The organism is Dactylosporangium sp. CS-033363 (assembly GCF_050942475.1).
Taxonomy (GTDB): domain Bacteria; phylum Actinomycetota; class Actinomycetes; order Mycobacteriales; family Micromonosporaceae; genus Dactylosporangium.
Map to the genome: position 1 here is coordinate 512,908 of NZ_CP192032.1, position 23,037 is coordinate 535,944.

The window sequence follows — 23,037 nt, forward strand, 5'->3', positions numbered from 1 at the left end:
TGACCTGGGCGGACCCGTAGCGAAACAGTTAGGTATGTTAACCAAATGATCGTGGATCTCGACGACGTCGCCGGCGCTGGAGCGCTGCTTTCCCGCGCGCTCGATCTGCCGGAGGACGCCGTCGAGGGCGAGGTGCTCGCCGCCAGGCTCGCCACGCCGCCGGTAGGGCGGGCGGTGGTGAGGGTCGGAGCTTCAGACGGTACCGGCGCGGCGTTTGCTTCTATCAGTGACGCCGATCCGAGTCTGGGGCACGTCGAGCTGCTCGCCGTGCTGCCCGAAGCCCGCCGCCGCGGGGTTGGGTCGCGGCTGCTGCGCGCCGCTGAGGAGCGACTGCGCGCGCTGGGTGCGACGCGGGTGAGACTCGGTGGGAATCCGCCGTGTTATGCGTGGCCGGGGATCGATGTGCGGTACACGCCGGCCGTTTGTCTGGCGCGGCGGGCGGGCTACAAGGTCAGCGACACCGCCTGGAACATGACCGCCGATCTGACCCGGCGCGACGCCTTCCCGGAGCAGGCCGACGAGTCGCAGGATTTCAAGGTCGAGGCCGCGGGGCCGGACGTGCCGGAGTGGGTGCGCGGGATCTGGGGCGACGGCTGGGCCTGGGAGGTCGAGCAGTCCCTGGGCCGCGCCGGCGCCGGGTGCTACGTGGCGAGGCGGGGCGGCGAGGTGCTGGGCTTCGCGGCGTACGGCGCGAATCGGCCGAGCTGGTTCGGGCCCATGGGCACGGCTCCGGCCGCCGAGGGGCTGGGCGTCGGGCGCGTGCTGCTGCGGCGGTGCCTGGCCGACCAGCGCGCCATGGGACTGTCCGCAGCGCAGATCGGCTGGGCCGGGCCGATCGGGTTCTACTCCAAGGCCGTCGGCGCGCGGATCGAGCGGGTGTTCTGGATCTACACCAAGACGCTGGGCTGAGCGACGTATGCGGGGCAGGGCCGTGGGTTCGCCACGATCCTGCCCCGCACACGTGCCGCCGTCGCCCGTGATCCCCCGTCATGCCACGGGCGGCGGCGCGTCTGTCACATGTCAGGCTGGTTTCCGCGCTTGATCTGCAGCGAGGTCTGCTCCTGCTGCGTCTTCGTGCGGGCCCGCATGGTCGCCGTGTTCGCGTTGGTGGACTCGCCCGACATGATCGAGTCGGGCGTGATCGTCAAGTCGTCGGTGAGGTCCTGGTCCATATAGCCGAGGTCGTCTTCCGAGCGGTGCATGCCGCGCTCGATGCCCTGGCTGTCGAAGCTGCTGCTGTTCTTCTTGGACTTGCCCATGGGTCCCCCCTCATGTCGGCCAACTTCACCATATGAGGACCGTTCGTATGTCCGCGGCAAAACGCGCATTTCGCGACCTGCCCTTTGGCCGCCTTTATGGTCGGTACATGGACGTACTGGACGGCCACAACGACCTGCCGTGGCGCCTGCGCGTGCGCGACCCCGGCGAGACGCTGAACCTGCGCGACGACCTGTCCGGCCTGGGTCTGCACACCGACCTGCCAAGGCTGGCCAAGGGCGGCGTCGGAGCCCAGTTCTGGAGCGTGTACGTCCCGAACGACCGCCCCGAGCCGCAGGCCGCGATCCAGGTCGTCGAGCAGGTCGAACTCGTCCGCCGCATCGTCGACCGCTATCCGTCCGCGCTGGCCCTGGCGACCACGGCCGCGGAGGTCGAAGAAGCCCGATCGGCCGGCCGCATCGCCTGCCTGCTGGGTGCGGAGGGCGGCCACTGCCTGGACAACTCGCTGGTCGTGCTGGGCTCGCTGCACCGCCTGGGCATCCGGTACCTCACGCTGACCCACTCCCGCAACACCGACTGGGCCGACAGCGCGACCGACAAGCCCTCCAGCGGCGGCCTGTCCCCGTTCGGCCACGAGGTGGTCCGCGAGCTCAACCGCCTCGGCATGCTCTGCGACCTCGCCCACGTCGCCGACACCACCATGCACGCCGCGCTGGACACCTCGGTGCACCCGGCGTTCTTCTCGCACTCCTCGGCCCGCGCCCTGTGCGACCACCCCCGCAACGTCCCGGACGACGTCCTCCTCCGCGTCCGCGACTCCGAGGGCCTGGTGATGATCACGTTTGTACCGTTCTTCCTCACCAACGCCTGCCGCGAGTGGGGCGAGGAACTGGCCCGGGTCGAGGACGCGATCGCCGTACCGTGGGACACCCCCGACTTCCTCCGCGAGCGCCAGGCCTGGATCGACGCCAACCCCAGCCCGCCGACGACGGTCGCGGACGTGGCGGATCACGTCGAGCACGTGCGCGGGGTCGCCGGTGTCGACGCTGTCGGCCTCGGCGGCGACTTCGACGGCACCGAGATCGTCCCGACGGGCCTGCCGGACGTGTCGGCCTATCCGGCGCTGTTCGCCGAGCTCGCCGGCCGCGGCTGGTCCCAGCCCGAGCTGCGCAAACTGGCCTGGGACAACGCGATGCGCGTCCTACGCGCGACCTGCGGCTAGGGCCTCCTGCACCGCCGCGTAGGCGTTCACGAGCCCGGCGCCCTCGACGTTGGCCTGGCCGCCGCAGGTCGCGCCGCGCAGCTGGACCGGGCCGGCCGTGTCCTTCAGGATCGCGCGCGTCCGCGGGATGTCGCCGACCAGCGCCGGGTTCGCCGACCACATCAGCGCGACGACCCCAGCCACGTGGGGCGTGGCCATGGAGGTGCCGCTCAGCACGTCGTACCCGCCGCCCGGCAAAGCCGACAGGATGTCCACGCCCGGCCCCATCACGTCGGGCTTCGGCGAGCCGTCCGGCGCCGGCCCGCGGCTGGAGAACTCGGCCACGCGCGACGAGCGATCCACGGCGCCCACGGTCAGGGTGGCGGCGTAGTTCGCCGGTGGGTCGGTGATGGTGTCGCAGCGCGGCCCGGTGTTGCCCGCCGCCGCGACGAAGAAGATGCCCGCGGCCGTGAAGGCGTCAATGGCCGGGCGCATGGAGTACAGGTCGCAGCCCTCCACCGTCGGGCAGCCCCAGGAGTTCGTGAGCACCTGCGGGGCGCGCTCGGGGTGGCCGGCGTGCCAGGGGTCGGCTCCCCTGGCGTACGGCGCGAGCATGAACTGCAGGCACGTCAGGTAGTTCGTCATGCTGCCCAGGTTGCGGGGCAGGTTCTCGCACGCGATCCACTCGGCGCCCGGGGCCACGCCGACGCCCGCGCCGACCGCCGTGGCCATGGTGTGCGTGCCGTGGCCGTTGCCGTCGGTCGGGGTGGTGTCGGCGCCGTACGGGTCCAGCCAGGAGTCGGGGCCGCCCCGGAAGTTGCCGCGCAGCGCCGGGTGGGTGCCGTCGACGCCCGAGTCGGAGCTGCCCACGACGATGCCCTGGCCCGTGGTGTGCAGGTCGGACCAGACGCGGTCGGCGCCGATCAGCGTCAGGTTCCACGGCGTGGCGCTCGGCGCGGCCTGCGACCCGTGCATCGGCTCGGCCGCCGCCGGCAGCGGCCGCAGCTGCGGGTTGAGCAGCACGTGGGCGACGTCGGAGCGGCCCGCGAGCCACTGCCGGGCCAGCGGTCCGGCGTCCACCTCGATGCCGTTGACCATGTAGAACGGGGTGAATGAGACGTGCTTGTCGCGCAGTTCCTTGCGCAGCGGGGCCTGGGTGCGCTCGGCCGTCGTGACCAGCCGCTCGTACGTCTGCCGGACCCGCTCGGTCCGGTCGCGCACGGCCGGCAGCCCGGACAGGTCGGCCTGCTCGCGCATGACCACGAAGAGCCGCTCCCCGGACAGCCCGGGCCGGCCCAGCGCGATGTAGACCGTCGCCCCGGCCGCCGCGACGACCACGGCCAGGACCGCGGCGAGCCAGGCGTGCCAGCGCACCCGCCGGAACACCACCAGCAGCGCGAGCGCGGCGATCAGGGCCAGCCCGCCCGCCGCGGCCGCGCCGATCGCGCCCCAGAACAGCCCGTCGCGCAGGCCCAGGATCAGCGACGTCTCGTCCGGGTCGACCAGCCCGAGCGGCCCGAACAGCACCGGCGTCAGCAGCGCCACCACGGACGGCGTCCCGGCCTGGCGCAACGCCCCCAGCGCGAACGCCACCGGCGGCACACACAACAAAGCCAGCAGTTGTACCGCCGGTTCCCCCACCCCCGCCGCCAGCGGCACCAGCGCCACGCCCGCGAGCAGCCCGCCGAGCGCCGCACCGCCCCACCGGTGCCCGGGCGTGACCGCGCGGCTGGTCAGCGCGAGCAGCGGCCGGGTCGCCAGCCAGCCCACCGCGAGCGCGGCGACCAGCGCGAGCACGGTCTCGGTGGCCCCGCCCAGCGCGCCCACCCACAGCCACGGCAGCAGGAGCAGCAGCCCGGCGGCGAGCGACAGCCACACCATCCAGCGGTCCGGCTCCCCGCGCCGCTCGACCCGCCCGGTCCCGAGCCGGTGGACCAGGGCGGCCCCGGCGGCGAGCGCGGCCAGCAGGGCGAGGTACAGCTCGTGGTACGTCGGCGGCACCAACCGCGCGAAGCCCAGCAGCGCCCCGAATCCGGCGGCGAGGGCCCACTGCCGGCCCGCGATCCGCGCGAAGCGCACCGGTGACAGCATCGCCAGCAGCAGCGCCGGCACCCCGACCAGCAGCAGGGTCCCGACGGCGACCGCGAGCCAGAGGACCCGCGGCACCGACTCGCCCTCGATGCTCAGCGTGTCGGCGACCAGCCAGAGCCCCGCGTTGGGTACCACCACGACGAACGGAACCCACAGCCCGAGCACGATCGTCAGGGCGAGCGACCAGCCCCACGCTCGCTTCGACGGCACTGCCCCAGGTTCCATGGTCCGGATGCTACGTGGCGGGTATGACAAATCCCGGGGGCGCGAGAAGGAGACTGGGGAGCATGACGGAAACGGTCGACGCGGTCGTCGTCGGGGCTGGGCACAACGGCCTGGTCGCGGCCAACATGCTCGCCGACGCGGGGTGGGACGTGGCGGTGCTGGAGGCCACCGGCGACGTCGGCGGCGCGGTGCGCTCGGCCGAGATCACCGCGCCCGGCTTCCTCAGCGACCTGTGCAGCGCGTTCTACCCGCTCTCGGCCGCCTCCCCGCCGCTGCTCGCGCTCGACCTGGAGGCGCACGGGCTGCGGTGGACGCACGCGCCCGAGGTGGTGGCCCACCTGTTCCCCGACGGCCGCGCCGCCGTGCTCAGCCGCGAGCTCGATCTGACTGCCGAGTCGCTGGAGCGGTTCGCGCCGGGCGACGGCAAGGCCTGGCGGCAGTGGTACTCCGAGTGGCGCCGCCTCGCCCCCGACCTCATCCCGGCCCTGCTCACCCCCTTCCCCCCGGTCCGCGCGGGCGCCCGCCTCGCCGCGCACGCCGGGCTGGGCGGCGCACTCCGGCTCGGCCGCCGCTTCCTGGTCCCGGCCCGCGTCCTGGGCGAGGAACTGTTCGCCGGCGACGGCGCCCGGATGCTGCTCACCGGCCTCGCGCTGCACACCGACCTGGCGCCCGACGACGCGGCCGGCGGCGGGTTCGGCTGGCTGCTGGCGATGCTGGCGCAGCAGTACGGCTTCCCGGTCCCCGTCGGTGGCGCGCAGCAGATCACCGACGCGCTCCTGCGCCGCTTCCCCGGCGTCGTGCACCGCCATGCCGCCGTCGAGCAGGTCATCGTGGGCGGCGGCCGGGCGCTCGGCGTGCGCTGCGCGGACGGGAGGCTCTTCCGGGCGCGGCGAGCGGTGATCGCGGATGTTCCGGCGCTCCCGCTGTACCAGACGATGATCAAACCCGAACATCTGCCTGGCCGGCTGCTGGCGGACCTGGCCGGGTTCCGCTGGGACAACGCCACTCTGAAGATCGACTGGGCGCTGTCCGGCCCGGTCCCGTGGATCTCGCCGGACGTCGCCGGGGCCGGCACCGTGCACCTGGGCGCCGATCCGGTGCGCTACGCCGCGGACCTGTCGACGGGCCGGCCGCCGGAGGACCCGTTCCTGCTGGTCGGGCAGATGACCACGGCCGACCCGACGCGTTCGCCGGGCGGGACCGAGCAGCTCTGGGCGTACACCCATCTGCCTCGTGAAATGGGCCCGGAAGACGTCGCCGCGCACGTCGAGCGGGTCACCGGCACGCTGCGGCGGCACGCTCCCGGCTTCGACGACCTGGTCCTGGCCCGCTACGTGGCCGGCCCCGCGGAGCTGCAGGCCAAGAACCCGTCCCTGATCGACGGGGCCATCAACGGCGGCACGGCCGGCGCCTACCAGCAGGTCATCTGGCGGCCCACGCCCGGACTGGGGCGCGCCGACACGCCCATCGACAAGTTGTACCTCGCCAGCTCCAGCGCCCACCCCGGCGGCGGCGTGCACGGGGCGCCGGGTGCGAACGCGGCCCGCGCGGCGCTCGCCCGCAACCGGCCGGTCCTGGGCGACGCCTACAAGGCCGCGATCGACGCCGCGCTGCGCCGGATCTACCCGCGCTGAGCGGCCGCCATCCGCCGCTCGGCGTGGTCGGCCAGCCGCTGCAGCACCTCGGTGTTGCGGAAGTGCAGGAGCACGTCGCCGACCTTGTTGCGCACGCCCAGCAGCGGCCCATCGGTGAACTGCTCCTGCAGGGTGACCCTGGTCGCCTGCTCGTCGAGCGGGTCGAGGGTGAAGCGCACGTTCCCGGCCCCGAACGGCCACAGGTGCACCTTCAGCAGCAGCATCCGCCCCGGCTCCCACGCCAGCGACTCGCTGCGGTCCCGCACCGAGAGCGGCCACGGGCCGGCCTTGTGCAGCAGCCGCGACCCGGGCGCGGGCCATTCCGCGTCGACGTCGCGGATGTGCGCGGTGCCGACCACCCAGTCGGAGTACGACCAGCCATCCGACAGTACGGCATAGACGTTCGCGGCCGGCGCCCGCACGATGCGTTCGGTGATGGACACCCCCCTCTCATGCCCGGGGCAGCGCATCTCACACCATGGGCGTGACGGGCGAGGCTACCGTGTAGTAGTGCGCCGTGAACCCTCCGCGTCCCGTTTCGAGGCGTCCCGCCTGTCGCCCGCGCGCCGCGCCGCCGACGTGGCCCGTCTGCGGCGGGAGCGTTTCGACGTCCTGATCATCGGCGGCGGCGTCACGGGCGCCGGAGCCGCGCTCGACGCCGCCTCCCGCGGCCTGTCGGTCGCCCTGATCGAGGCCCGCGACCTGGCCTCCGGCACCTCCAGCCGCTCCTCGAAGCTCATCCACGGTGGCCTGCGCTACCTCGAACAGCTCGAGTTCGGCCTGGTCGCCGAGGCGCTGCAGGAGCGCGGCCTGCTCGCGTCCCGATTGGCTCCTCATCTGGTACGTCCAGTGCCCATCCTCGTCCCGCTCCCCGCCCAGCGCGGCTTGACGGGCCTGGGCCGGCGGGCCTGGCAGCGCGCGTACTACGGCGCCGGCGTGGGCCTCTACGACGCCTTCGCCGCGACCGTGCGCCTGCGCCGATCCTCCCCCAGCGGCATGCCCCTGCACCGCCACCTCTCCCGCGCGGAGGCCCACCGCCGCTTCCCGTCCCTGCGCGAGGACGCGATCAGCGGCGCCATCCAGTACTTCGACGGCCAGGTCGACGACGCGCGGCTGGTGGCCACGCTCGCCCGTACCGCCGCCAGCCTCGGAGCCGCGATCGTCCCCAGCGCCCGCGCGGTGGGTCTGCTCCGCGACGCCCGCGAGGTCACCGGCGTCCGCGTCCGCGACCTGGAGTCCCGCGAGGAGTTCGAGGTCCACGCCCGCACTGTGGTGGCCGCGACCGGCGTGTGGATGGACGACATCGCCGGCATGCTCTCGGGCGAGGGCCCCCGCGAGTCCTCCGGCCTGCAGGTGCGCGCGAGCAAGGGGGTGCATTTGGTGGTACCCCGCTCCGCCATCACGGGCGAAGCCGGACTCATCCTCCGTACCCCCACGTCTGTCCTCTTCGTGATCCCGTGGGGCGGCCACTGGATCATCGGCACCACGGACACCGACTGGAACCTGGACCGCGGCCACCCGGCGGCCTCCGCGACAGACATCTCGTACCTGCTGGGCCAGGTCAACGCGGTGCTGGACCGCCCGCTGGGCACCGACGACATCGAGGGCGTCTACGCGGGCCTGCGCCCCCTGCTCTCCCGCGAGGCCAGGCACCGCCAGCCGCACAGCCGCGACGAGCAGACCTCGGCCCTGTCCCGCACCCACGCGGTCGTCGAGCCGATGCTGGGCCTGATGCTGATCGCCGGCGGCAAGTACACGACGTACCGCGTCATGGCCGCCGACGTCATCGACCGCGTGGCGCACCGCCTCGGCGGCCTGCGCCGGCACGGCGGCCTGGTCCCCGCCTCGCGCACCGCCGACCTGCCCCTCCTCGGCGCGGACGGCTACCATCCACTGTGGACGAACCGGGCGGACCTGGCGCGCCGGCACGGCATTCAGGCCGGCGTGCTGGAGCACTTGCTGGAGCGGTACGGTTCGCTCGCCTTCGAGGTCCTGTCCCTCGACCCGTCGCTGCTCCGCCCGGTGGAGGGCGCGCCGGAGTACCTGGCGGCGGAGGTCGCGTACGCGGCGCTGGCGGAGGGGGCGCTGCACTTGGAGGACGTCCTGACCCGCCGCACGCGCATCTCGTTCGAGACCGACCACCGCGGCACGGCGAGCGCCGCGGACGCGGCCCGCGTGATGGGCGACGTGCTCGGCTGGGACGCGGCCACCCGCGCCCGCGAGGTCGACCATTACTTGGCCCGGGTGGCGGCGGAGCAGGAGTCGCAGCGCATGCCGGACGACTTGACGGCGGACGCGGCGCGGTTGGGCGCCCCGGACGTCCGCGGCTTCCAGGCCGACCGAGCCGGCGTCTGAGGCCTTCACACAACAACAGCGCGGTCTGTCCCCAGGGACGGACCGCGCTGTTCGTTGTTCGTGCTTAGTTGGCGGCTTCGAGTTCGGCGTTATTTGCGCTGAACGCGGTCCCGTTCTCAAACGCCGTCGCGAAGCGCTCCTGCAGGGCGTCGAGCTCCGAGAACTCCGCCTGGTGCACCGATTCCGACCCCTCGGCCGCGAACACGTGGTCGTCCTCGGACGCGTCGTGGCTGTAGTTCGTGAACTCCGTCGACTCGTAGTGCACCGCCCCCGGCGCGTCGTACTCCACGTGCTGCCCGGTCGAGAAGTCCGTCGACTCGGCCGCGGAGTGGTCCTGCTCGTACACGCCGAACTGGGACTGGGCGTCGTACTCCGAACCCTCCGCCTGGTGCACCTGGTCCAGCGAACCGCTCTCCTGGCCCGCCTCGTACTGCCCGTAGTCGACGTCGCTCATGCCTCTATCTCCCTCAAGAAAAGTCCCGCGAAGTGATGACAGGAACGTTAGGGAAGCGACGAGCGGCGAGAATCCCGGAAACGTGCCACTAGAAGATCTTGCCGGGGTTGAGGATGTTGTCGGGGTCCAGGGCGGCCTTGATCGAGCGGTGCGCCTTCAGCCCCGTAGGGCCGATCTCCCGGGCCAGCCAGTCCCGCTTCAGCAGCCCCACCCCATGTTCCCCGGTCGAGGTGCCGCCCAAGGACAGGCCGAGCGACATGATCGCGTCGAACACCTTCTGCCCCTGCGCCAGGTTCAGGGCGTCCGACCGGTCGATGACGATGATCGGATGGAGGTTCCCGTCGCCCGCGTGGCCCACCGTGGCCACCACCACGCCGTGCTCCTGTGCGATGCGCTCGATGCCCTCGATCAGTTCCACCAGCCGCGTCCGCGGAACCGCCACGTCGTCCACCATGATGCCCCCGCCCAGCGGAAACAGGTGCGCCGCGAAGTGTTCCAGGGCCGGATGCGCCAGCCGTCGCGCGGCCAGGAGGGCGTCGGCCTCCGCCGCGTCCGCCGCCACGTACACATCGGCGGCCTGTGCCTGGTGGCACATCGCCGAGATCAAGGCCAGATCGTCCGGCGCGCGCGAACCCGAGTCGACCGAGGCGATCAACAGCGCGGCGGCGGTGGTGGGAAGATCCATCGGCCGGTACGCCTCGATCGCGCTCATTGCCACCCGGTCGATGACCTCCAGCATGCTCGGCTGCAACCCCGAACCCACGATCGCCGAGACCGCCGCCCCCGCGGCCGCGAACGTGTCGAACACCGCCACGAGCGTCAGTGAAGGCTCCGGCGCCGGTCGCAGCCGCACGGTGATCTCGGTGATCACGCCCAGGGTGCCCTCCGAGCCAACGAAGAGGCTGGTCAGGTCGTACCCCGCGACCCCCTTCGCCGTCCGCCGCCCGCACGCCAGCACCTCGCCGCTGGCCAGCACGACCTCCAGCCCGAGCACGTGGTCGCTGGTGACCCCGTACTTGACGCAGCACATGCCGCCGGCGTCCGTGGAGACGTTGCCGCCGATCGTGGACTGTTCCCAGGAACCGGGGTCCGGCGGGTAGTACAGGCCCTTCTCCGCCACCGCGCGCCTGAGCTGGGCGTTCACCACGCCCGGCTGGACCACCGCGATGCGGTTCTCCGCGTCGATGTCGATGATCTCGTTCATCGCGACCAAGGACAGCACGATCGCGCCGTCGATCGCGTTGGCGCCGCCGGCCAGGCCCGAGCGCGCGCCCTGGGGGATGACGGGGATGCGGTGGCGGCCGGCGGCGCGCAGGACGGCCGAGACCTGCCCGGTGGTGCGCGGGCGCACGACGACCCTCGGGGTGCCGTACGGCACCAGGTCCGCCTCGTCGTGCTCGTACGAGCGCAGCAGGTCCGGATCGGTCAGCACGCCGCCCTCGTGGGGCAGCGCCGCCCGCAGCTCCTCGACCAGATCCAAGTCGCGATCCATACCTGGCACGCTAGTGCGTGTGCTCTACATCGACACGCCCCGGTGGCCCGCGCACGGGCGCCTCTGGGCGCATCTGATCAGTGACGTGTCGGCGGCCGAGCTGCACGCGTTCGCCGAGCTGGTCGGGGCGCCGCGGCGGGCGTTCGAGCGGGACCACTACGACCTGCCGGCCGAGCGTGCGCAGATCGCCGTGTGGCTGGGGGCCACCAGGGTGGACTCGCGGACGATTGTTGAGCGTCTGGTTGCCGCCGGGCTGCGTCGGCCGCGGCATTTGTCCGATTCGAAGGGAAAGAAAAAGCCTGGTCAGGGCTTGTATCCCGGGAAAAATTAGGTGACCCTTGCTTAGGTAAGGCTAAGCGAGGAGTACGGGCATGTATGTCTGCATCTGCCACCGCGTGCGCGAGTGTGAAATCCGGCGGGTCATTCAGTCGGGCGCACGTTCGGAGGACGCCGTGGGCGACGAATGCGGCGCCGGAACCGGCTGCGGCACATGTCTGGACCGCATCGCGGACCTGATCGACTCGGAAAACGCTGGCGCGGTACCCGTTTTCAACTAGAAACGGGCATAAGAGGCGTAACCTGCCAAGCATGCAAGGGGACGCACGAGTCATCGAGTTTCTGAACGAGCAGCTCACCGCCGAGCTCACGGCGATCAACCAGTACTTCCTGCACGCCAAGATGCAGGAGAACTGGGGATACACGATCCTGGCCAAGCACACCAAGCACGAGTCGATCGACGAGATGAAGCACGCCGAGGTGCTCACCGATCGAATCCTGTTCCTGGAGGGCCTGCCGAACTACCAGCGCCTGTTCGCCCTGCGCATCGGCGAATCGGTGCCGGAGCAGTTCAAATGCGACATGCAGATCGAGCTGGAGGCCGTCGACCGGCTGCGCCGCGGCATCGAGTACATGCGCTCCATCGGCGACGTCACATCGGCGAACATCTTCGAGGACATCCTCGCCGATGAAGAGAGCCACGTGGACTATCTCGAAACCCAGCTCGGGCTCATCGAGAAGTTCGGCGAGGCGCTGTACCTGCAGAACGTCACCGAGCACCCAGAAGGCTAGCGATTTCGGACTCCAGGTTCGCGCGGGCACGGGCGGTCCATTCCGCCCGTGCCGGTACAATTCGGAAAATCTCCGGAAGGTCGGCGAGCTTGCGCAGAATGGCCGCGCGGCCCGGCCGGAACACGTCGTCGGGAACCGCCGCGTATTCGGCGCGCACGGCCTCGGCGTAACGGGCGTAGTCCGCCGATTCCGAGGCCAGGATCGCCAGGTCGGCGTCGGCGAGCAGCGCGCCATTCCGGTCGCCCGGCTCGACGTTGTGGCCGGCCGTCAGGCGCACCAATCGCGCGACTTCCGCGGTGCGTTCCGGAGCAAAGCCAAGTGCGGCCAATGTGGTACCGGCCAAGCTCGCACTGCGCTCCTCGTTGTCCGGCGCGAACGTCTCGTACACCGCGTCGTGGAACCACGCCGCCAGCCGCACCGCGTCCGGGTCGGCGGCCAGTTCCGCGTGCGCGTCGATGACCTCGAGCATGCGGGCTAGGTGCGCCGTCGTGTGGTACCGGCGATGCGGTTCGGAATAGCGCGCCAGCAGGTCGCGCCCCACCGCGTCCGCGCCCGGGAAGATGCGCCGCCAAGCCTCGATCACGCTCACGAGCTTAGGGGCTCGACGCTCTCCACGATGTGATCGAGGCTGACCGCCCGTCCGGCCGCGCGGTCGCGCTGGTGCTCGGCCACGCGCGGGAGCGTCTGCGCGCGCAGCGTCTGCGCGTCCGGGGGTTCGGGCAGGCGGTGCCGGGCGCGCAGCCCGTCGGCCGCCCCGACGAGGCGCGCGGCGTGCGCGGGGTCGTCGGCGGCGAGCAGCGAGGCGACCACGTCGAGCGAGATGGCCAGGTCCAGCCGGTCGCCGACCTCGTGCCGGGTGATCAGCGCGGCCACGAGCAGCCGCAGCGCCTCCGCGCGGTCGCCCTCGGCCAGCGCGGCCAGCCCGAGCTGGTGCTGGGCCATGGCCGCGCCGAACGAGTCGCCGATCTGCCGGCTCAGGGCCAGGCTCTCGTCCAGCGCCGCGCGGGCGCCCGCCACGTCGCCCCGGCCGAGCAGGGCCTGCCCGACGCACTCGAGCGCGAGCAGGATGCCGCGGGTGTTCTCGTTGGCGCGCTCCAGGTCGAGGCACTCCCGGGCGTACCGCTCGGCCGCCGCGTAGTCGCCCCGGCTCAGCGCCACCTTGCCGAGGTTGCCCAGCGACGCGGCCACGCCCTGCGGCACGTCCAGCTCGCGCCAGACCGCGAGGCTCTCGCCGAAGTGCGCGGTCGCGGACGCGTGGTCGCCGCCCCCGATCGCCGCGATGCCCATCGCGTTGTGCGCGTGCCCGATCGTGGCGCGGTCGCCCGCCGCGGTGGCCCGGCGCAGGCTCTCCTCGCCGAAGCCGTACGCGGTCTCGTGCTCGTCCTGCCCGGCGGCCAGAATCGCGGCGGCGTGCAGCAGCCGCGCCCGGGTGCCGTCGTCGGGCACGTCAGCGGCGAGCGCACGGGTCAGCCAGTCCCGCCCCTCCCCGATGTGGGCGCCGTTTCGCCAGTACCGCCAAAGCCCGAGACAAATGCGCGTGCGCGTCGGACCGTCGCCGTGCCCGAACGCGGCCCGCACGTTCTCGTAGTCGGCCTCGATGCGGCCGGTCCACTCGACCTGATCCGCGCCGGTCAGCCCGACCGCGGAGGCCTCCGCGAACGCCGCGTAGAAGTCCGCGTGCCGGTCGGCCGGGCCGCGCTCGTCGCCGAGGCGGTTGCGCGCGTACGCCCGGATTGTCGAGAGCAGGTGGTAGCGCCCCTCGTCGTCGTCGCGGACCACCAGGTGCTTGTCCACGAGCGCGGCGAGCCGCTTCTCCAGCAGGTCCAGATCCCCGCCGGGCGCGGTCACGGCGAGCGACGCGGCCGCCGTCCAGCCGCCCACGAACACCGAGAGCTCGGTCATGAGCCGCTGCTCCTCGGTGTCGAGCAGCACGAAGCTCCAGTCGATGGCGCCGCGCAGGGTCTGCTGGCGGGCCGGCAGGTCGCGCGGGCCGCCGCCGCCGAGCGTGTCCAGCTCGCGGTCCAGGTGCTCGGTGAGGTGGTCGAGCAGCTCGTCGGGGCTCCAGCGGTCGATCCGCGCGGCGGCCAGCTCGATCGCCAGCGGCAGGCCGTCGAGGCGGCGGCACAGCTGGGCGACGGGCAGCGCGGTGTCGATGGTGATCTCGAAGTCCGCGTCGACCGCGCGGGCGCGCTGCTCGAACAGCATCACGGCGGGCGAGTCGGCGAGCGTGGGGACCTGGTAGACCTGCTCGCCGTACAACGACAGACGCTCCCGGCTGGTGACCAGGGCGCGCACCCCCGGAGCCGCCGCCAGCAGGTCGCTGACCAGCGCGGCGCCGTCGTCGACCACCTGCTCGAAGTTGTCCAGCACGAGCAGCTGCTCGGCCTCGGCCAGCTGGTCCAGGACCGTGTCGAACAGGTGCTGATCGGGCAGCTCGGTGACGTGCAGGGCGCGGGCGAGGGCGGCGGTGAGCAGCTCGGCGTCGGTGGTGTCGGCCAGCGGCACGAACACCGCCCCGTCGGCGAACTCGTCCGCGACCGCCGTGGCCGCGGCCAGCGACAGCCGCGTCTTGCCGATGCCGCCCGGCCCCACCAGCGTCACCAGCCGCCCGTCGCGCACCAGCCCGGCGACCCGCGCGGTCTCCCGGTCGCGGCCGACGAGCTTGGTCATCGGCACCGGCAGCCGCGCGCGCCGCCGCTTGGGCGCGGCCGGCTTCACGCCCCACGTGCCGTCCCCGGCCGCCACCAGCTCGCCCTGCGCGCGCAGCCGCTGCAGCTCGGCCTCGGCCCGCGCCGGCAGCCCGCCCGAGCGCTCGACGAGCCGGTCGAGCAGCGCCCGGGTCGGCTCCCCGGCCAGCGCGATCCGCAGCCAGATCCTGAGCGTCGCGGGCGACCACGGGGTCAGCTCGACCACGGTCTCGGGCAGCCCGCTGCGCCCGTCGGCCTCCCGCAGGTCGGTGGTCGCATAGACGAGCGCATGTGCCTCGCCGAGCGGGGGCACGGGCTCGCCCACGTCGGCCAGCAGGATCACCGGTTTGCCGGTTCCTTCGCCGGTACCGCCGGTGAGCTCGGTCTGGAACCCGCGCAGTCGAGCGATCTGGGCGATCTCGCGGAGGAATCGGGTGTGCCCGGCGCCCTTGGGACCGGTGATCCGCAGGGCCCCGCGCAGGCCGGCGGCGACCCTGGTCATGAACTCCTGCGTCGCGCTCAACGCGGCGTCGCGCTCCCAGAGCCGCGACGAGCCGGCCGCCGGATCGGCCTCCTGATCGTCCCCGACCGCCTGGCCCCGGCCCCGTCGCTTGGCCAGATAGTTGCGCCGGTCGGCCACGGCGATAAGCGATTCCCCGTCGGTACCGTCGGCCGGGCTCGACGCCACGCCCAGACTGATCGACAGGTGCAGCGGCGGCGTGCCCGCGAACTCGCGCGCCCGCACCTCGTCGGTGAGCCGGATCGCCAGCCGCAGCGCCTCGTCGGCCGCGGTGCCCGGCAGCAGCAGCACGAACTCGTCGCCGCCGTAGCGGAACAGCACGTCCTCGGCCCGGATCAGGCCCTGGATGCGCTCGGCGAGCTGGCGCAGCAGCATGTCGCCGCGCAGGTGCCCGAAGGCGTCGTTGACGGTCTTGAAATGGTCGACGTCGAACAGCAGCAGGCTCGCCCCGTCGACCGCGTGCAGGGCATCGTCGAGGGCGGCGCGGGGACTGGCGCCGGTGACGGGATCCTGCACGTTCATCGTCAGCTTGATCGGCCTTCACCCGGCGCCGCTGAGCAGTTCGGGCGCAATTGGCCCATCGGGGGACAGGTGTCGGGTCCCCGATGTCCGGCGAATGGGGGATTTCCGTCCCTTTGGCCCCGGGCACCACTGGCGCACCACCCCACCCATGGGTCCACGCGGGGTGCGATGTTCGGTCCGTTCCACTCGGCCGTCCGGGCACAATTCATTTGGGCCCTGACGGATCGGTCCGGCGGCCTGACCTCCAGCATCGACCGTAACCAGTCCGCGACGTGGACAAATAGTAGGTGTTCGATCGCCTAATGCGACCGATCTTCGCATTCGCCCAGGCGACAGCGATTCACATTCATGCGTACATTCTCCGGCATGTCGTTACGGTTATCCGTACTCAAGCTGGCCCGGGCAGCCGTCGTCGTCGCCTGTGGCCTGCTTCCGATCGCGGTGGCCGGGACTGCCTCGGCGCAGCCGTCGGGCGATGGTGGCGGGCACGCCCAGGGCGGCCAGGCACCCGGGGTGCGCGCGAACGCCGTCACCCTTCCTCCGGTCGGCTTCCCGATGCTCGGCATCGACGTCTCGAGCCACGACCACGCGAACTTTCCCATCGACTGGCCCGGGGTCGCCTCCTCCGGCACCCGGTTCGCCTACATCAAGGCGACCGAGGGCCAGTTCTACGTCAACAGCTACTTCCACGACGACTACGTCGCCGCGAAGGCCGCGGGCCTGCTCACCGGCGCGTACACGTACGGCCGCCCGGACCTCGGGGATCCCGTGGGCCAGGCGAACTACTTCATCGACCACGCGGAATGGGTCAACGATTCCCGGACGCTCGTGCCGTTCCTCGACATGGAATGGCCGTACGCGTCGCTCGACCTCCCGGCCTGCTACGGCATGGCCCCGCCGGACATCGTCGCGTGGATCCGCGGCTTCGTCGACACGGTGAAGGCCCGCACCGGCCGGGACATGATGATCTACACCGCGACGAGCTGGTGGAACCCGTGCACGGGCAACGACACCTCGTTCGCGAACAACCCGCTCGACCTGGCCCTGTGGGGCAGCGTTCCGCCGCTGATCCTGCCGGCCGGGTGGACCTCGTACGCGCTCTGGCAGTACGCGTCCGGCAACCCCGCGGTCGCCGGCAACTACGACAAGGACGCGTTCAACGGCGACTACATGGCGCTGACCAAGCTCGCCGGGGACGTCCCGGCCGACGGCCCGGCCTTCGAGCTGCGGGCCGCCGCCAACAACCGGTACGTCAGCGCGGCGAACGGCGGCAACTCCCCGCTGATCGCCAACCGGGACGCGATCGGGGTCTGGGAGCAGTACGACATGGTCAACGCCGGCAACGGCGACGTGGCGCTGCGCTCGCACTCCAACGGGCAGTACGTGACCGCGGACCTGGGCAACAACGGCACCCTGATCGCCAACCGGCCGTCGATCGGCGCCTGGGAGCGGTTCACGGTCATCGCCAACGCCGACGGCAGCATGGGCCTGTTCGCCAACGCCAACGGCAAGTACGTGACGGCCGACCTCAGCAACGGCGGCACCCTCGTCGCCAACCGCGCGTCCGTCGGGCCCTGGGAGAAGTTCACCAGGGTCCCGGTGCCGACCTCGCTGGCGCTCAAGGCGAGCGGCAACGGCAAGATCGTGACCGCGGCGAGCGGCGGCCTGCTGCCGCTGGTCGCCAACCGGGACGCGGTCGGCGCCTGGGAGCGCTTCGAGGTGGTCGACCTCGGCAACGGCGACGTGGCCCTGCGGGCGAACGCCAACGGGCTGTACGTCACCGCCGACCTCAACAACAACGGCACCCTGATCGCCAACCGCACCGCGGCCGGCAGCTGGGAACGGTTCCGCATCGCCACCGACGCCAACGGCGTGGTCACGGTGCTCGCCCTGGCCAACGGCAAGTACGTCACCGCCGACCTCGGCAACGGCGCCATCCTGGCCGCCAACCGCGCCTCGGTGGGCGACTGGGAGAAGTTCAGCAAGGCCGGCTGAGCACGCTTGTCTCGCGGGAAGGGGGGGCTGCGGCCCCCCTTTTTCGTACTCTTACCCAACCGTTCTGTGGTCCGGCCGCATCTGAGGGCTGGAGCAGGCGGAAAGGGGAAGCGGTGCGCGACGAGTACGAGCGGGAGTACGTGGAGTACCTCCGCGCCCGGATGCCGCACCTGCGCCGCCTCGCGCACGCGCTGACCGGCGACTTCGACCGCGCCGACGACGTGGTCCAGACGGCGGCGACGAACCTCTACCTGAAATGGCGCCAGGTGCGCGCCGCGGACAACATCGACGCGTACGTGCGCAAGATGGTCGTCCACACCTTCCTGGCCGAGCGGCGCCTCGCGTGGGCGCGCACCTGGCTCACCGACCGCATCCCCGACCGCGCGGCCGAGCCCCCTCCAACCGACGACGCCCTTCTGGTGCGCGCCGCGCTCAGGCGGTTGCCGGCGCGGCAACAGGCGGTACTAGTGCTGCGTTTTCTGTGTGATCTGCCCGTCGAGGACGTCGCGGCCGCGCTCGGCTGCGCCCCCGGCACGGTGAAGAGCCACACCTCGGTGGGCTTGGCCGCGCTGCGCAAGATTCTCGGCCCCAGTGCCACTGCGACCCTAGGCGGAGGTGCCCGATGAACCCCCTGGCCCCGCTGCGCGTTCCGGCCGACCTGCCACCGTCCAAGGTGAGCATCGACCGCGCCCTGCGCGACGGCCGCCGCCGCCGGCGCAACCGCCGCGTGCTCGCGGTGGCCACCGCCGCGATCGCCGTGGGCGCCACGCTCATCAGCGTGTCGGCGTTCGCACTGGACCGCCCCGCGGCCCCACCGGCCGACGACCCCCTGCCGACGACGCGGAACGGCTGCTCGGTGCGCCCCCTGCCGACCCCTGGCCCCGGTACCGCGGTGGGCGTCGACCCGGCGGGCGGCTTCGCGATCGGCGGCTTGGACGACACCCCCCAGGACGGCGTGCTGCTCTGGGCGGCCGGCGTGCCGCAGGCCCTGGACGGCGCCCCGCTGAACGCATATCCGGCCGCGGTGAACGCATCGGGCATCGTGGTCGGCAACGGCGGCGACGCGGCGACGTCGATCCCGTGGATGCTGAAGGACCACGCCTACACCCGCCTGGCCCTCCCACCCGACGCGAAGTCGGTCGCGGTCACCGGCATCAATGCTTCAGGCGACATCATCGGTACCGCGGCATGGGACGCGAAGGCGCGCATCGTCCGCTGGAACGCGTCCCGCCCCGGCGAGGTCACGTACGTCACGACCACCCCGGCCATCGCGCGCGCCTCGTCGATCGGCGACGACGGCACCATCGTCGGCGACGTGGGCGACGGCGGCGCGTACGTGTGGCACCCGGACGGTACCGGCGAGGCCTTGAAACTCCCGAACGGCCGCCCCGCCGCCGGCGCAACCCAGATCGCGGGCGACTGGGCGATCGGCTGGTACGACGACGGCGGCTGGACCAACCACGGCGTACGCTGGGATCTTCGGACGGGCCGGCCGACCGCTCTCGGCGCCTTCATCCCGGGCGCGATCGACACGTCGGGGCAGATGTTCGGCATCGTGCGCAACGACGACGACCACGAGTACTCCCCGCCGGCCGCGTGGCGCGACGGCAAGGTCCTGGACATGCCGGTCCTGGAACCGGGCGAGTCGGCGGTGGTGACGTCGATGACCGCGGACGGGCGCATGGCGGTGGGCTGGCTGTTCCACGCCAAGAACGACCCGATCACCCCGGTGGCTTGGACTTGCTCCTAGTCGCCGCGGTGGCACGTTTCCGGGATTTGTGTTGATCGTGCGCTCCCTAATGTTCAGGGCATCACTTCGCAGGACATTTTCTTGAGGGAGATAGAGACATGAGCGACGTCGACTACGGGCAGTACGAGGCGGGCCAGGAGAGCGGTTCGCTGGACCAGGTGCACCAGGCGGAGGGTTCGGAGTACGACGCCCAGTCCCAGTTCGGCGTGTACGAGCAGGACCACCACGCGGCCGAGTCGACGGACTTCTCGACGGGGCAGCACGTCGAATATGACGCGCCGGGGGCGGTGCACTACGAGTCGACGGAGTTCACGAACTACAGCCACGACGCGTCCGAGGACGACCACGTGTTCGCGGCCGAGGGGTCGGAATCGGTGCACCAGGCGGAGTTCTCGGAGCTCGACGCCCTGCAGGAGCACTTCGCGACCGCGTTCGCGAACGGGACCGAGTTCAGCGCCAACGACGCCGAACTCGAAGCCGCCAACTAAGCAATCAGTTCAAGCGGCCCGCCGGCTTGGCGGGCCGTTTTGCTGTTGTCAGCTGAGATGGTCGGTGAACCACTGGATGAGTCGCCGGTACGCCTCGGTTGCGGCCGGGGCGTTGTAGCGCTCGCCCGTGTCGTTGAAGAACGCGTGGTTCGCGCCCGGGAAGGTCACCAGCTCGTGGGGCAGGCCCGCGGCGGTCAGGGCCGCCTCCGCCGCGTCTCGCGTGGCGTTCACGCGGGAGTCGAGCTCGCCGTAGATGCCGAGTACCGAGGCCGCTTTCGAGCCCGTGAGCGAGGCGCCGCTCGGGAACGGGCCGTAGAAGGGCGCCGCGGCTGACAGGCGGGGCTCGCCCGAAGCCAGCAGTTGCCAGACCTCGCCGCCGCCGAAGCAGAAGCCCATGGCGGCCAGTTTCAGGGATGGCGCGCGGCGGGCCAGTTCGGTCAGGGCGGTCTTCATGTCCTTGATGAACCGGGCCGGGTCGACCGCGTTCAGGGCCGCCGTCGCCTGGGCCGGGTCGGTGAAGCGGGCCGTGCCGCCCTCCTCCGACAGCAGGTCCAGGGCCAGCGCCGAGAAGCCGCTCGCGGCCAGGCGGCCCGCGACCGAGCGGATGTGGTCGGTCAGGCCGCGGTTCTCGTGGATCACCAGCACCGCACCCCGCGGCGAGGCGGCCGGGGCCCACGCGGCCTGGAGGCCGTCGAACGTGATCGGCGAAGTCGGCAGGGCCGGTGGGCCGACGGGAGTTGAGGACGAAGGGGCCGGGGTGGCGGCCGGCGTCGAGCAGGCGGCCAGCATCGACGTTGCCACAGCGACGCCCACACCCATCAGGGACAGGCGGCGCAGGGCCTCCCGACGGCCGATCAGCCCGTCGGCGTAGTCGACCACGACCTCGGACGTCAGGTACTCGTTCATGCCCATCCACGCTAGTCCCGCACCGGCGACAATGCGGCGCGATGCGTGCGCGGGTCAGGCCTGCGGGGCCATCGCGGCTCGGCGGCGCTTTTCCAGGTTGGCGATGTGCCGGACCAGCAGGACCATGCCGGTCGAGAGCAGGGCGGTCGCCAGGCCGCGGGCGAAGGATTCATGGAACACGTCGCGGAGGATGAAGGCCAGGTTCAGGTCGAGGCTCAGCGTCAGGATGCCCGCCAGGAGCCACCGAGTCGTCCGAGATCGCATCGCAACAACCCCCGCTGTGTCGGTGCTTCAATGCTAGGGCGGGAGGGGCTGAATTGGCAGACCTGGTGAGCGACTTCGACTACCACCCCGATGAGCCGTACGTGCGGCAGTTCCGGGTGCCGCGCAACGATGTGCGGCGGCTGGACGACACCGCGTTCGTCTATGACGTGCGGTTCGGCGACGTTGTGCTGCGCCATTTCGCGTTCCGGGACGAGTGGTTCAAGGTCAATGTGACGCTGGACCAGGAAGGGCGGCTCGTTGAGACCGCGCCCGGGCCGGGGCATCCCGCGTTCGCGTTCAACTGTGACGTTGCCACGCCGATGGTGGTGCGCGGGGACTCGGTGTACGCCGTGGATCTGTTTGCGGACGTGCTTGTCCGGGCCGACGGGGTCAGCCATCAGGTGCAGGACGTCGCGGAGATGGAGCGGGAGGTCCGTGAGCAGCTGCGCGAAGCGCGCCGGGGGCTTGAGCGGCTGCTCGAAAAGATTCGACGCGGCGAGCTGATTGCCTTCCTGGAGGCGGTGTGGCCGTTCGGGCCGACCGACCCCACGCCCGCGTTGCCGATGGTGAAGGCGCCGTCAGCGGGTCTTGTGCAGCTGTTCGCCGGTTAGGGCGTCGTCGCCGCGGCCCGCCAGGCAGCGGTACGTCGTCGGCCCCGCCTTCTGCGCCGCCGCGCTGGGCAGCAGGGCCGAGATTTCCCAGTTGGCGGCGGCGATGTTCACCGTCAGCAGGGTGCCGACGCTGCACACGGCTACGACCGGCTTGTCCTTCTTGCTGGTGACGTTGCTGCCGGCGGGGAGCTCGCCGTAGGCGAAGACCTCCCACGTGTGCTTGCCCGCGCAGTCGACCTGGGCCAGCTTGGTGTCGAAGCACTCGGGGGTGGCCGAGCACCGGGCACCCTCACCCGCGAACTGGCCGCAGCTCGACGTGGCGGGAGCGGCGGCGGCCGAGGCGGAGACGACGGGGGAGGGGGTGCCGTCGCCCAGGCCGTACGCGATCGCCACGGTCACGAGCGCGGCCACGGCCAGCAAACCCGCCCCGACGCCGATCCACAAGCCGCGACGGCTGGCCGGCGGCGGAGCAGCTACGAAAGGGTCAGCCGGGGGAGCAGCAGCCGGAGAAGCAGAAGAACCCAAAGGATCAGTCGGCGGCTCCTCCGGACCCGCCTCATGGGGAACCGTCTGCTCAGGATCGTGCGGAAACCCGCCGCCCATGAAGGGGGAGTCCAGGATCCGGTCGGGCGGCGGCGGAGGGGGCAAGACAGGCGGCGAGGTGTACACCGGCTCCAGCGGCGGCGACCCCAGCGGCGGCACGATCACCGGCGGCACCGGTGCCAGCTGCAGCCCGATCAGCGCATCGCGCAACTGCAGCGCTGTCGGCCGCTTGGCGTCGTCGTTCGACATCCCCGCGCGCAGGATCGCCATCAGCTCGTCGGGGCAGCCCGGCACGTCGGGGATGTGGTCGTTGAACATGTCGACCAGCGACAGCAGGCTCGGCATCTGGTCCTCGCGCCAGCGCGGCGGGCGGCCGCGCATGAGGGCGTAGAGGGTCGCGCACAGAGCGTAGACGTCCGCGGGCGGGCCGGGCGGGGCGTGGCGGAAGGTCTCGGGCGGGGCGTACGCGGGGGTGAGCACGTCGAGCGTGATCGACACGTCGCGCCACTCGGCCAGGATGGCCAGGCCGAAGTCGGCGAGGGCGGGCTCGCCGAAGCGGCTGAAGAGGATGTTGGCCGGCTTGACGTCGCGGTGCAGGACGCCGAGGGAGTGGGCGTCGGCGAGGGCGTCGGCGATCTTGAAGCCGACCTCGCGGACCTCGGCGGGGGTGAGGGGCTTGGTGCGCATGCGCTCGGCGTAGGAGCCGTCGCAGAGCTCCATGATCAGGTAGGGGTGGCCGTCGGTGGTGACGCCGGCGTCGAAGAGGTCGACGACGTGCGGGTGGCTGGACATGCGGCCGGCCGCGCGGGCCTCGCGCAGGAAGCGGCGGCGGTCGCGCTCGGTCTCCAGCGTGCGGTTCTCGATCTTCACGGCCACGTCGCGGCCGACCGACTCCTGCTGGGCCCGGTAGACGGTGGCGTATCCGCCACGGGCCAGCACCGAGAACCCGGTCATCCCGGGCACCGAGGGCAGCGGAGCCGATGCGGTCACGCCTAAGAAGGTACGGCAGAGGT

General features: G+C 72.0%; 22 protein-coding genes. 12 read left to right on the forward strand and 10 right to left on the reverse strand.

The window, feature by feature from the left end; all coding sequences use genetic code 11:
• The first annotated feature begins 45 nt into the window (after nt 1–45).
• On the forward strand, nt 46–909 hold the full coding sequence (locus tag ACQPZ4_RS02400; RefSeq protein WP_433055409.1) for a GNAT family N-acetyltransferase: 864 nt from the start codon (nt 46–48) through the stop codon (nt 907–909).
• 104 nt (nt 910–1,013) lie between these two features.
• Here ACQPZ4_RS02400 and ACQPZ4_RS02405 read toward each other — a convergent pair whose 3' ends face one another.
• On the reverse strand, nt 1,014–1,259 hold the full coding sequence (locus tag ACQPZ4_RS02405; protein ID WP_433055412.1) for a hypothetical protein: 246 nt from the start codon (nt 1,257–1,259) through the stop codon (nt 1,014–1,016).
• A gap of 107 nt (nt 1,260–1,366) precedes the next feature.
• On the opposite strand from ACQPZ4_RS02405, the gene ACQPZ4_RS02410 reads away from it, so the two are divergent.
• Nucleotides 1,367–2,440 (forward strand): dipeptidase, encoded by a 1,074-nt coding sequence (locus ACQPZ4_RS02410; protein ID WP_433055415.1) that lies wholly within the window; start codon nt 1,367–1,369, stop codon nt 2,438–2,440.
• On the opposite strand, the gene ACQPZ4_RS02415 is transcribed toward ACQPZ4_RS02410, so the two are convergent.
• Nucleotides 2,420–4,735, reverse strand: coding sequence for a S8 family serine peptidase (locus ACQPZ4_RS02415; protein ID WP_433055418.1), 2,316 nt, complete (start codon nt 4,733–4,735; stop codon nt 2,420–2,422). The genes ACQPZ4_RS02410 and ACQPZ4_RS02415 overlap by 21 nt on opposite strands.
• A gap of 62 nt (nt 4,736–4,797) precedes the next feature.
• Here ACQPZ4_RS02415 and ACQPZ4_RS02420 point away from each other — a divergent pair, with 62 nt between their 5' ends.
• Nucleotides 4,798–6,369 carry a phytoene desaturase family protein gene (locus ACQPZ4_RS02420; RefSeq protein WP_433055421.1) on the forward strand — a complete coding sequence of 524 codons (1,572 nt, stop codon included), beginning with the start codon at nt 4,798–4,800 and terminating at the stop codon, nt 6,367–6,369.
• On the opposite strand, the gene ACQPZ4_RS02425 is transcribed toward ACQPZ4_RS02420, so the two are convergent.
• Nucleotides 6,357–6,812 carry an SRPBCC family protein gene (locus ACQPZ4_RS02425; protein ID WP_433055424.1) on the reverse strand — a complete coding sequence of 152 codons (456 nt, stop codon included), beginning with the start codon at nt 6,810–6,812 and terminating at the stop codon, nt 6,357–6,359. The genes ACQPZ4_RS02420 and ACQPZ4_RS02425 overlap by 13 nt on opposite strands.
• Nucleotides 6,813–6,879: 67 nt before the next feature.
• On the opposite strand from ACQPZ4_RS02425, the gene ACQPZ4_RS02430 reads away from it, so the two are divergent.
• Entirely contained in the window at nt 6,880–8,724 is a 1,845-nt protein-coding gene (locus tag ACQPZ4_RS02430) for a glycerol-3-phosphate dehydrogenase/oxidase (RefSeq protein ID WP_433055427.1), read from the forward strand.
• Between the two features lie 64 nt (nt 8,725–8,788).
• Here the strand turns inward: ACQPZ4_RS02430 and ACQPZ4_RS02435 are convergent, their stop codons facing one another.
• Together ACQPZ4_RS02435 and ACQPZ4_RS02440 are read right to left on the reverse strand one after the other, a co-directional pair.
• Nucleotides 8,789–9,178, reverse strand: coding sequence for a hypothetical protein (locus tag ACQPZ4_RS02435; protein WP_433055430.1), 390 nt, complete (start codon nt 9,176–9,178; stop codon nt 8,789–8,791).
• 88 nt (nt 9,179–9,266) lie between these two features.
• Nucleotides 9,267–10,670, reverse strand: coding sequence for an FAD-binding oxidoreductase (locus ACQPZ4_RS02440; RefSeq protein WP_433055433.1), 1,404 nt, complete (start codon nt 10,668–10,670; stop codon nt 9,267–9,269).
• A gap of 19 nt (nt 10,671–10,689) precedes the next feature.
• Between ACQPZ4_RS02440 and ACQPZ4_RS02445 the strand changes: the two genes are divergently transcribed.
• From ACQPZ4_RS02445 to bfr, 3 genes are read left to right on the forward strand one after another with little or no spacing between them, the layout of a single operon-like run.
• A complete protein-coding gene (locus tag ACQPZ4_RS02445; protein WP_433055436.1) occupies nt 10,690–11,001 on the forward strand; it encodes a DUF4031 domain-containing protein in 312 nt (103 codons plus the stop codon).
• 40 nt (nt 11,002–11,041) lie between these two features.
• Complete coding sequence (locus ACQPZ4_RS02450; protein ID WP_433055439.1) at nt 11,042–11,227, forward strand: (2Fe-2S)-binding protein; 186 nt, start codon at nt 11,042–11,044, stop codon at nt 11,225–11,227.
• A 31-nt stretch (nt 11,228–11,258) separates the two neighbouring features.
• Nucleotides 11,259–11,738 carry a bacterioferritin gene (gene bfr / locus ACQPZ4_RS02455; RefSeq protein WP_433055443.1) on the forward strand — a complete coding sequence of 160 codons (480 nt, stop codon included), beginning with the start codon at nt 11,259–11,261 and terminating at the stop codon, nt 11,736–11,738.
• On the opposite strand, the gene ACQPZ4_RS02460 is transcribed toward bfr, so the two are convergent.
• Nucleotides 11,716–12,327, reverse strand: a complete 612-nt coding sequence (locus tag ACQPZ4_RS02460; RefSeq protein WP_433055446.1) for an HD domain-containing protein — start codon at nt 12,325–12,327, stop codon at nt 11,716–11,718. The two genes, bfr and ACQPZ4_RS02460, sit on opposite strands and share 23 nt — an antisense overlap.
• Nucleotides 12,324–15,467: a diguanylate cyclase gene (locus ACQPZ4_RS02465; RefSeq protein WP_433055449.1), complete on the reverse strand. Its 3,144-nt coding sequence runs from the start codon at nt 15,465–15,467 to the stop codon at nt 12,324–12,326. Before ACQPZ4_RS02465 ends, ACQPZ4_RS02460 begins: the two co-directional genes overlap by 4 nt.
• A 366-nt stretch (nt 15,468–15,833) precedes the next feature.
• On the opposite strand from ACQPZ4_RS02465, the gene ACQPZ4_RS02470 reads away from it, so the two are divergent.
• The 4 genes from ACQPZ4_RS02470 to ACQPZ4_RS02485 all read left to right on the forward strand — a co-directional run bounded on the left by ACQPZ4_RS02470 (nt 15,834) and on the right by ACQPZ4_RS02485 (nt 19,700).
• Nucleotides 15,834–17,462 carry a GH25 family lysozyme gene (locus tag ACQPZ4_RS02470; protein WP_433055453.1) on the forward strand — a complete coding sequence of 543 codons (1,629 nt, stop codon included), beginning with the start codon at nt 15,834–15,836 and terminating at the stop codon, nt 17,460–17,462.
• A 113-nt stretch (nt 17,463–17,575) separates the two neighbouring features.
• The gene (locus tag ACQPZ4_RS02475) at nt 17,576–18,088 is read left to right on the forward strand and encodes a SigE family RNA polymerase sigma factor (RefSeq protein ID WP_433055456.1); all 513 of its coding nucleotides are present in this window, start codon (nt 17,576–17,578) and stop codon (nt 18,086–18,088) included.
• Nucleotides 18,085–19,212, forward strand: a complete 1,128-nt coding sequence (locus ACQPZ4_RS02480) for a hypothetical protein (protein WP_433055459.1) — start codon at nt 18,085–18,087, stop codon at nt 19,210–19,212. The genes ACQPZ4_RS02475 and ACQPZ4_RS02480 overlap by 4 nt, the downstream gene beginning before the upstream one ends.
• 98 nt (nt 19,213–19,310) lie before the next feature.
• Nucleotides 19,311–19,700: a hypothetical protein gene (locus ACQPZ4_RS02485; protein ID WP_433055462.1), complete on the forward strand. Its 390-nt coding sequence runs from the start codon at nt 19,311–19,313 to the stop codon at nt 19,698–19,700.
• 48 nt (nt 19,701–19,748) lie between these two features.
• Here the strand turns inward: ACQPZ4_RS02485 and ACQPZ4_RS02490 are convergent, their stop codons facing one another.
• On the reverse strand, nt 19,749–20,606 hold the full coding sequence (locus tag ACQPZ4_RS02490; protein ID WP_433055465.1) for a dienelactone hydrolase family protein: 858 nt from the start codon (nt 20,604–20,606) through the stop codon (nt 19,749–19,751).
• A 54-nt stretch (nt 20,607–20,660) separates the two neighbouring features.
• A complete protein-coding gene (locus ACQPZ4_RS02495) occupies nt 20,661–20,870 on the reverse strand; it encodes a hypothetical protein (protein ID WP_433055468.1) in 210 nt (69 codons plus the stop codon).
• A gap of 65 nt (nt 20,871–20,935) precedes the next feature.
• Here ACQPZ4_RS02495 and ACQPZ4_RS02500 point away from each other — a divergent pair, with 65 nt between their 5' ends.
• Nucleotides 20,936–21,481, forward strand: a complete 546-nt coding sequence (locus ACQPZ4_RS02500) for a DUF402 domain-containing protein (RefSeq protein ID WP_433055471.1) — start codon at nt 20,936–20,938, stop codon at nt 21,479–21,481.
• On the opposite strand, the gene ACQPZ4_RS02505 is transcribed toward ACQPZ4_RS02500, so the two are convergent.
• On the reverse strand, nt 21,449–23,014 hold the full coding sequence (locus ACQPZ4_RS02505) for a serine/threonine-protein kinase (protein WP_433055474.1): 1,566 nt from the start codon (nt 23,012–23,014) through the stop codon (nt 21,449–21,451). The two genes, ACQPZ4_RS02500 and ACQPZ4_RS02505, sit on opposite strands and share 33 nt — an antisense overlap.
• Nucleotides 23,015–23,037: the final 23 nt, after the last annotated feature.

Coding starts and splice junctions, on each gene's coding strand:
- ACQPZ4_RS02440 (WP_433055433.1), bottom strand. CDS start 10,670: ATGGATCGCGACTTGGATCTGGTCGAGGAGCTGCGGGCGGCGCTGCCC.
- ACQPZ4_RS02400 (WP_433055409.1), top strand. CDS start 46: ATGATCGTGGATCTCGACGACGTCGCCGGCGCTGGAGCGCTGCTTTCC.
- ACQPZ4_RS02465 (WP_433055449.1), bottom strand. CDS start 15,467: ATGAACGTGCAGGATCCCGTCACCGGCGCCAGTCCCCGCGCCGCCCTC.
- ACQPZ4_RS02405 (WP_433055412.1), bottom strand. CDS start 1,259: ATGGGCAAGTCCAAGAAGAACAGCAGCAGCTTCGACAGCCAGGGCATC.
- ACQPZ4_RS02420 (WP_433055421.1), top strand. CDS start 4,798: ATGACGGAAACGGTCGACGCGGTCGTCGTCGGGGCTGGGCACAACGGC.
- ACQPZ4_RS02495 (WP_433055468.1), bottom strand. CDS start 20,870: ATGCGATCTCGGACGACTCGGTGGCTCCTGGCGGGCATCCTGACGCTG.
- ACQPZ4_RS02415 (WP_433055418.1), bottom strand. CDS start 4,735: ATGGAACCTGGGGCAGTGCCGTCGAAGCGAGCGTGGGGCTGGTCGCTC.
- ACQPZ4_RS02490 (WP_433055465.1), bottom strand. CDS start 20,606: ATGAACGAGTACCTGACGTCCGAGGTCGTGGTCGACTACGCCGACGGG.
- ACQPZ4_RS02485 (WP_433055462.1), top strand. CDS start 19,311: ATGAGCGACGTCGACTACGGGCAGTACGAGGCGGGCCAGGAGAGCGGT.
- ACQPZ4_RS02470 (WP_433055453.1), top strand. CDS start 15,834: ATGTCGTTACGGTTATCCGTACTCAAGCTGGCCCGGGCAGCCGTCGTC.
- ACQPZ4_RS02450 (WP_433055439.1), top strand. CDS start 11,042: ATGTATGTCTGCATCTGCCACCGCGTGCGCGAGTGTGAAATCCGGCGG.
- ACQPZ4_RS02480 (WP_433055459.1), top strand. CDS start 18,085: ATGAACCCCCTGGCCCCGCTGCGCGTTCCGGCCGACCTGCCACCGTCC.
- bfr (WP_433055443.1), top strand. CDS start 11,259: ATGCAAGGGGACGCACGAGTCATCGAGTTTCTGAACGAGCAGCTCACC.
- ACQPZ4_RS02410 (WP_433055415.1), top strand. CDS start 1,367: ATGGACGTACTGGACGGCCACAACGACCTGCCGTGGCGCCTGCGCGTG.
- ACQPZ4_RS02435 (WP_433055430.1), bottom strand. CDS start 9,178: ATGAGCGACGTCGACTACGGGCAGTACGAGGCGGGCCAGGAGAGCGGT.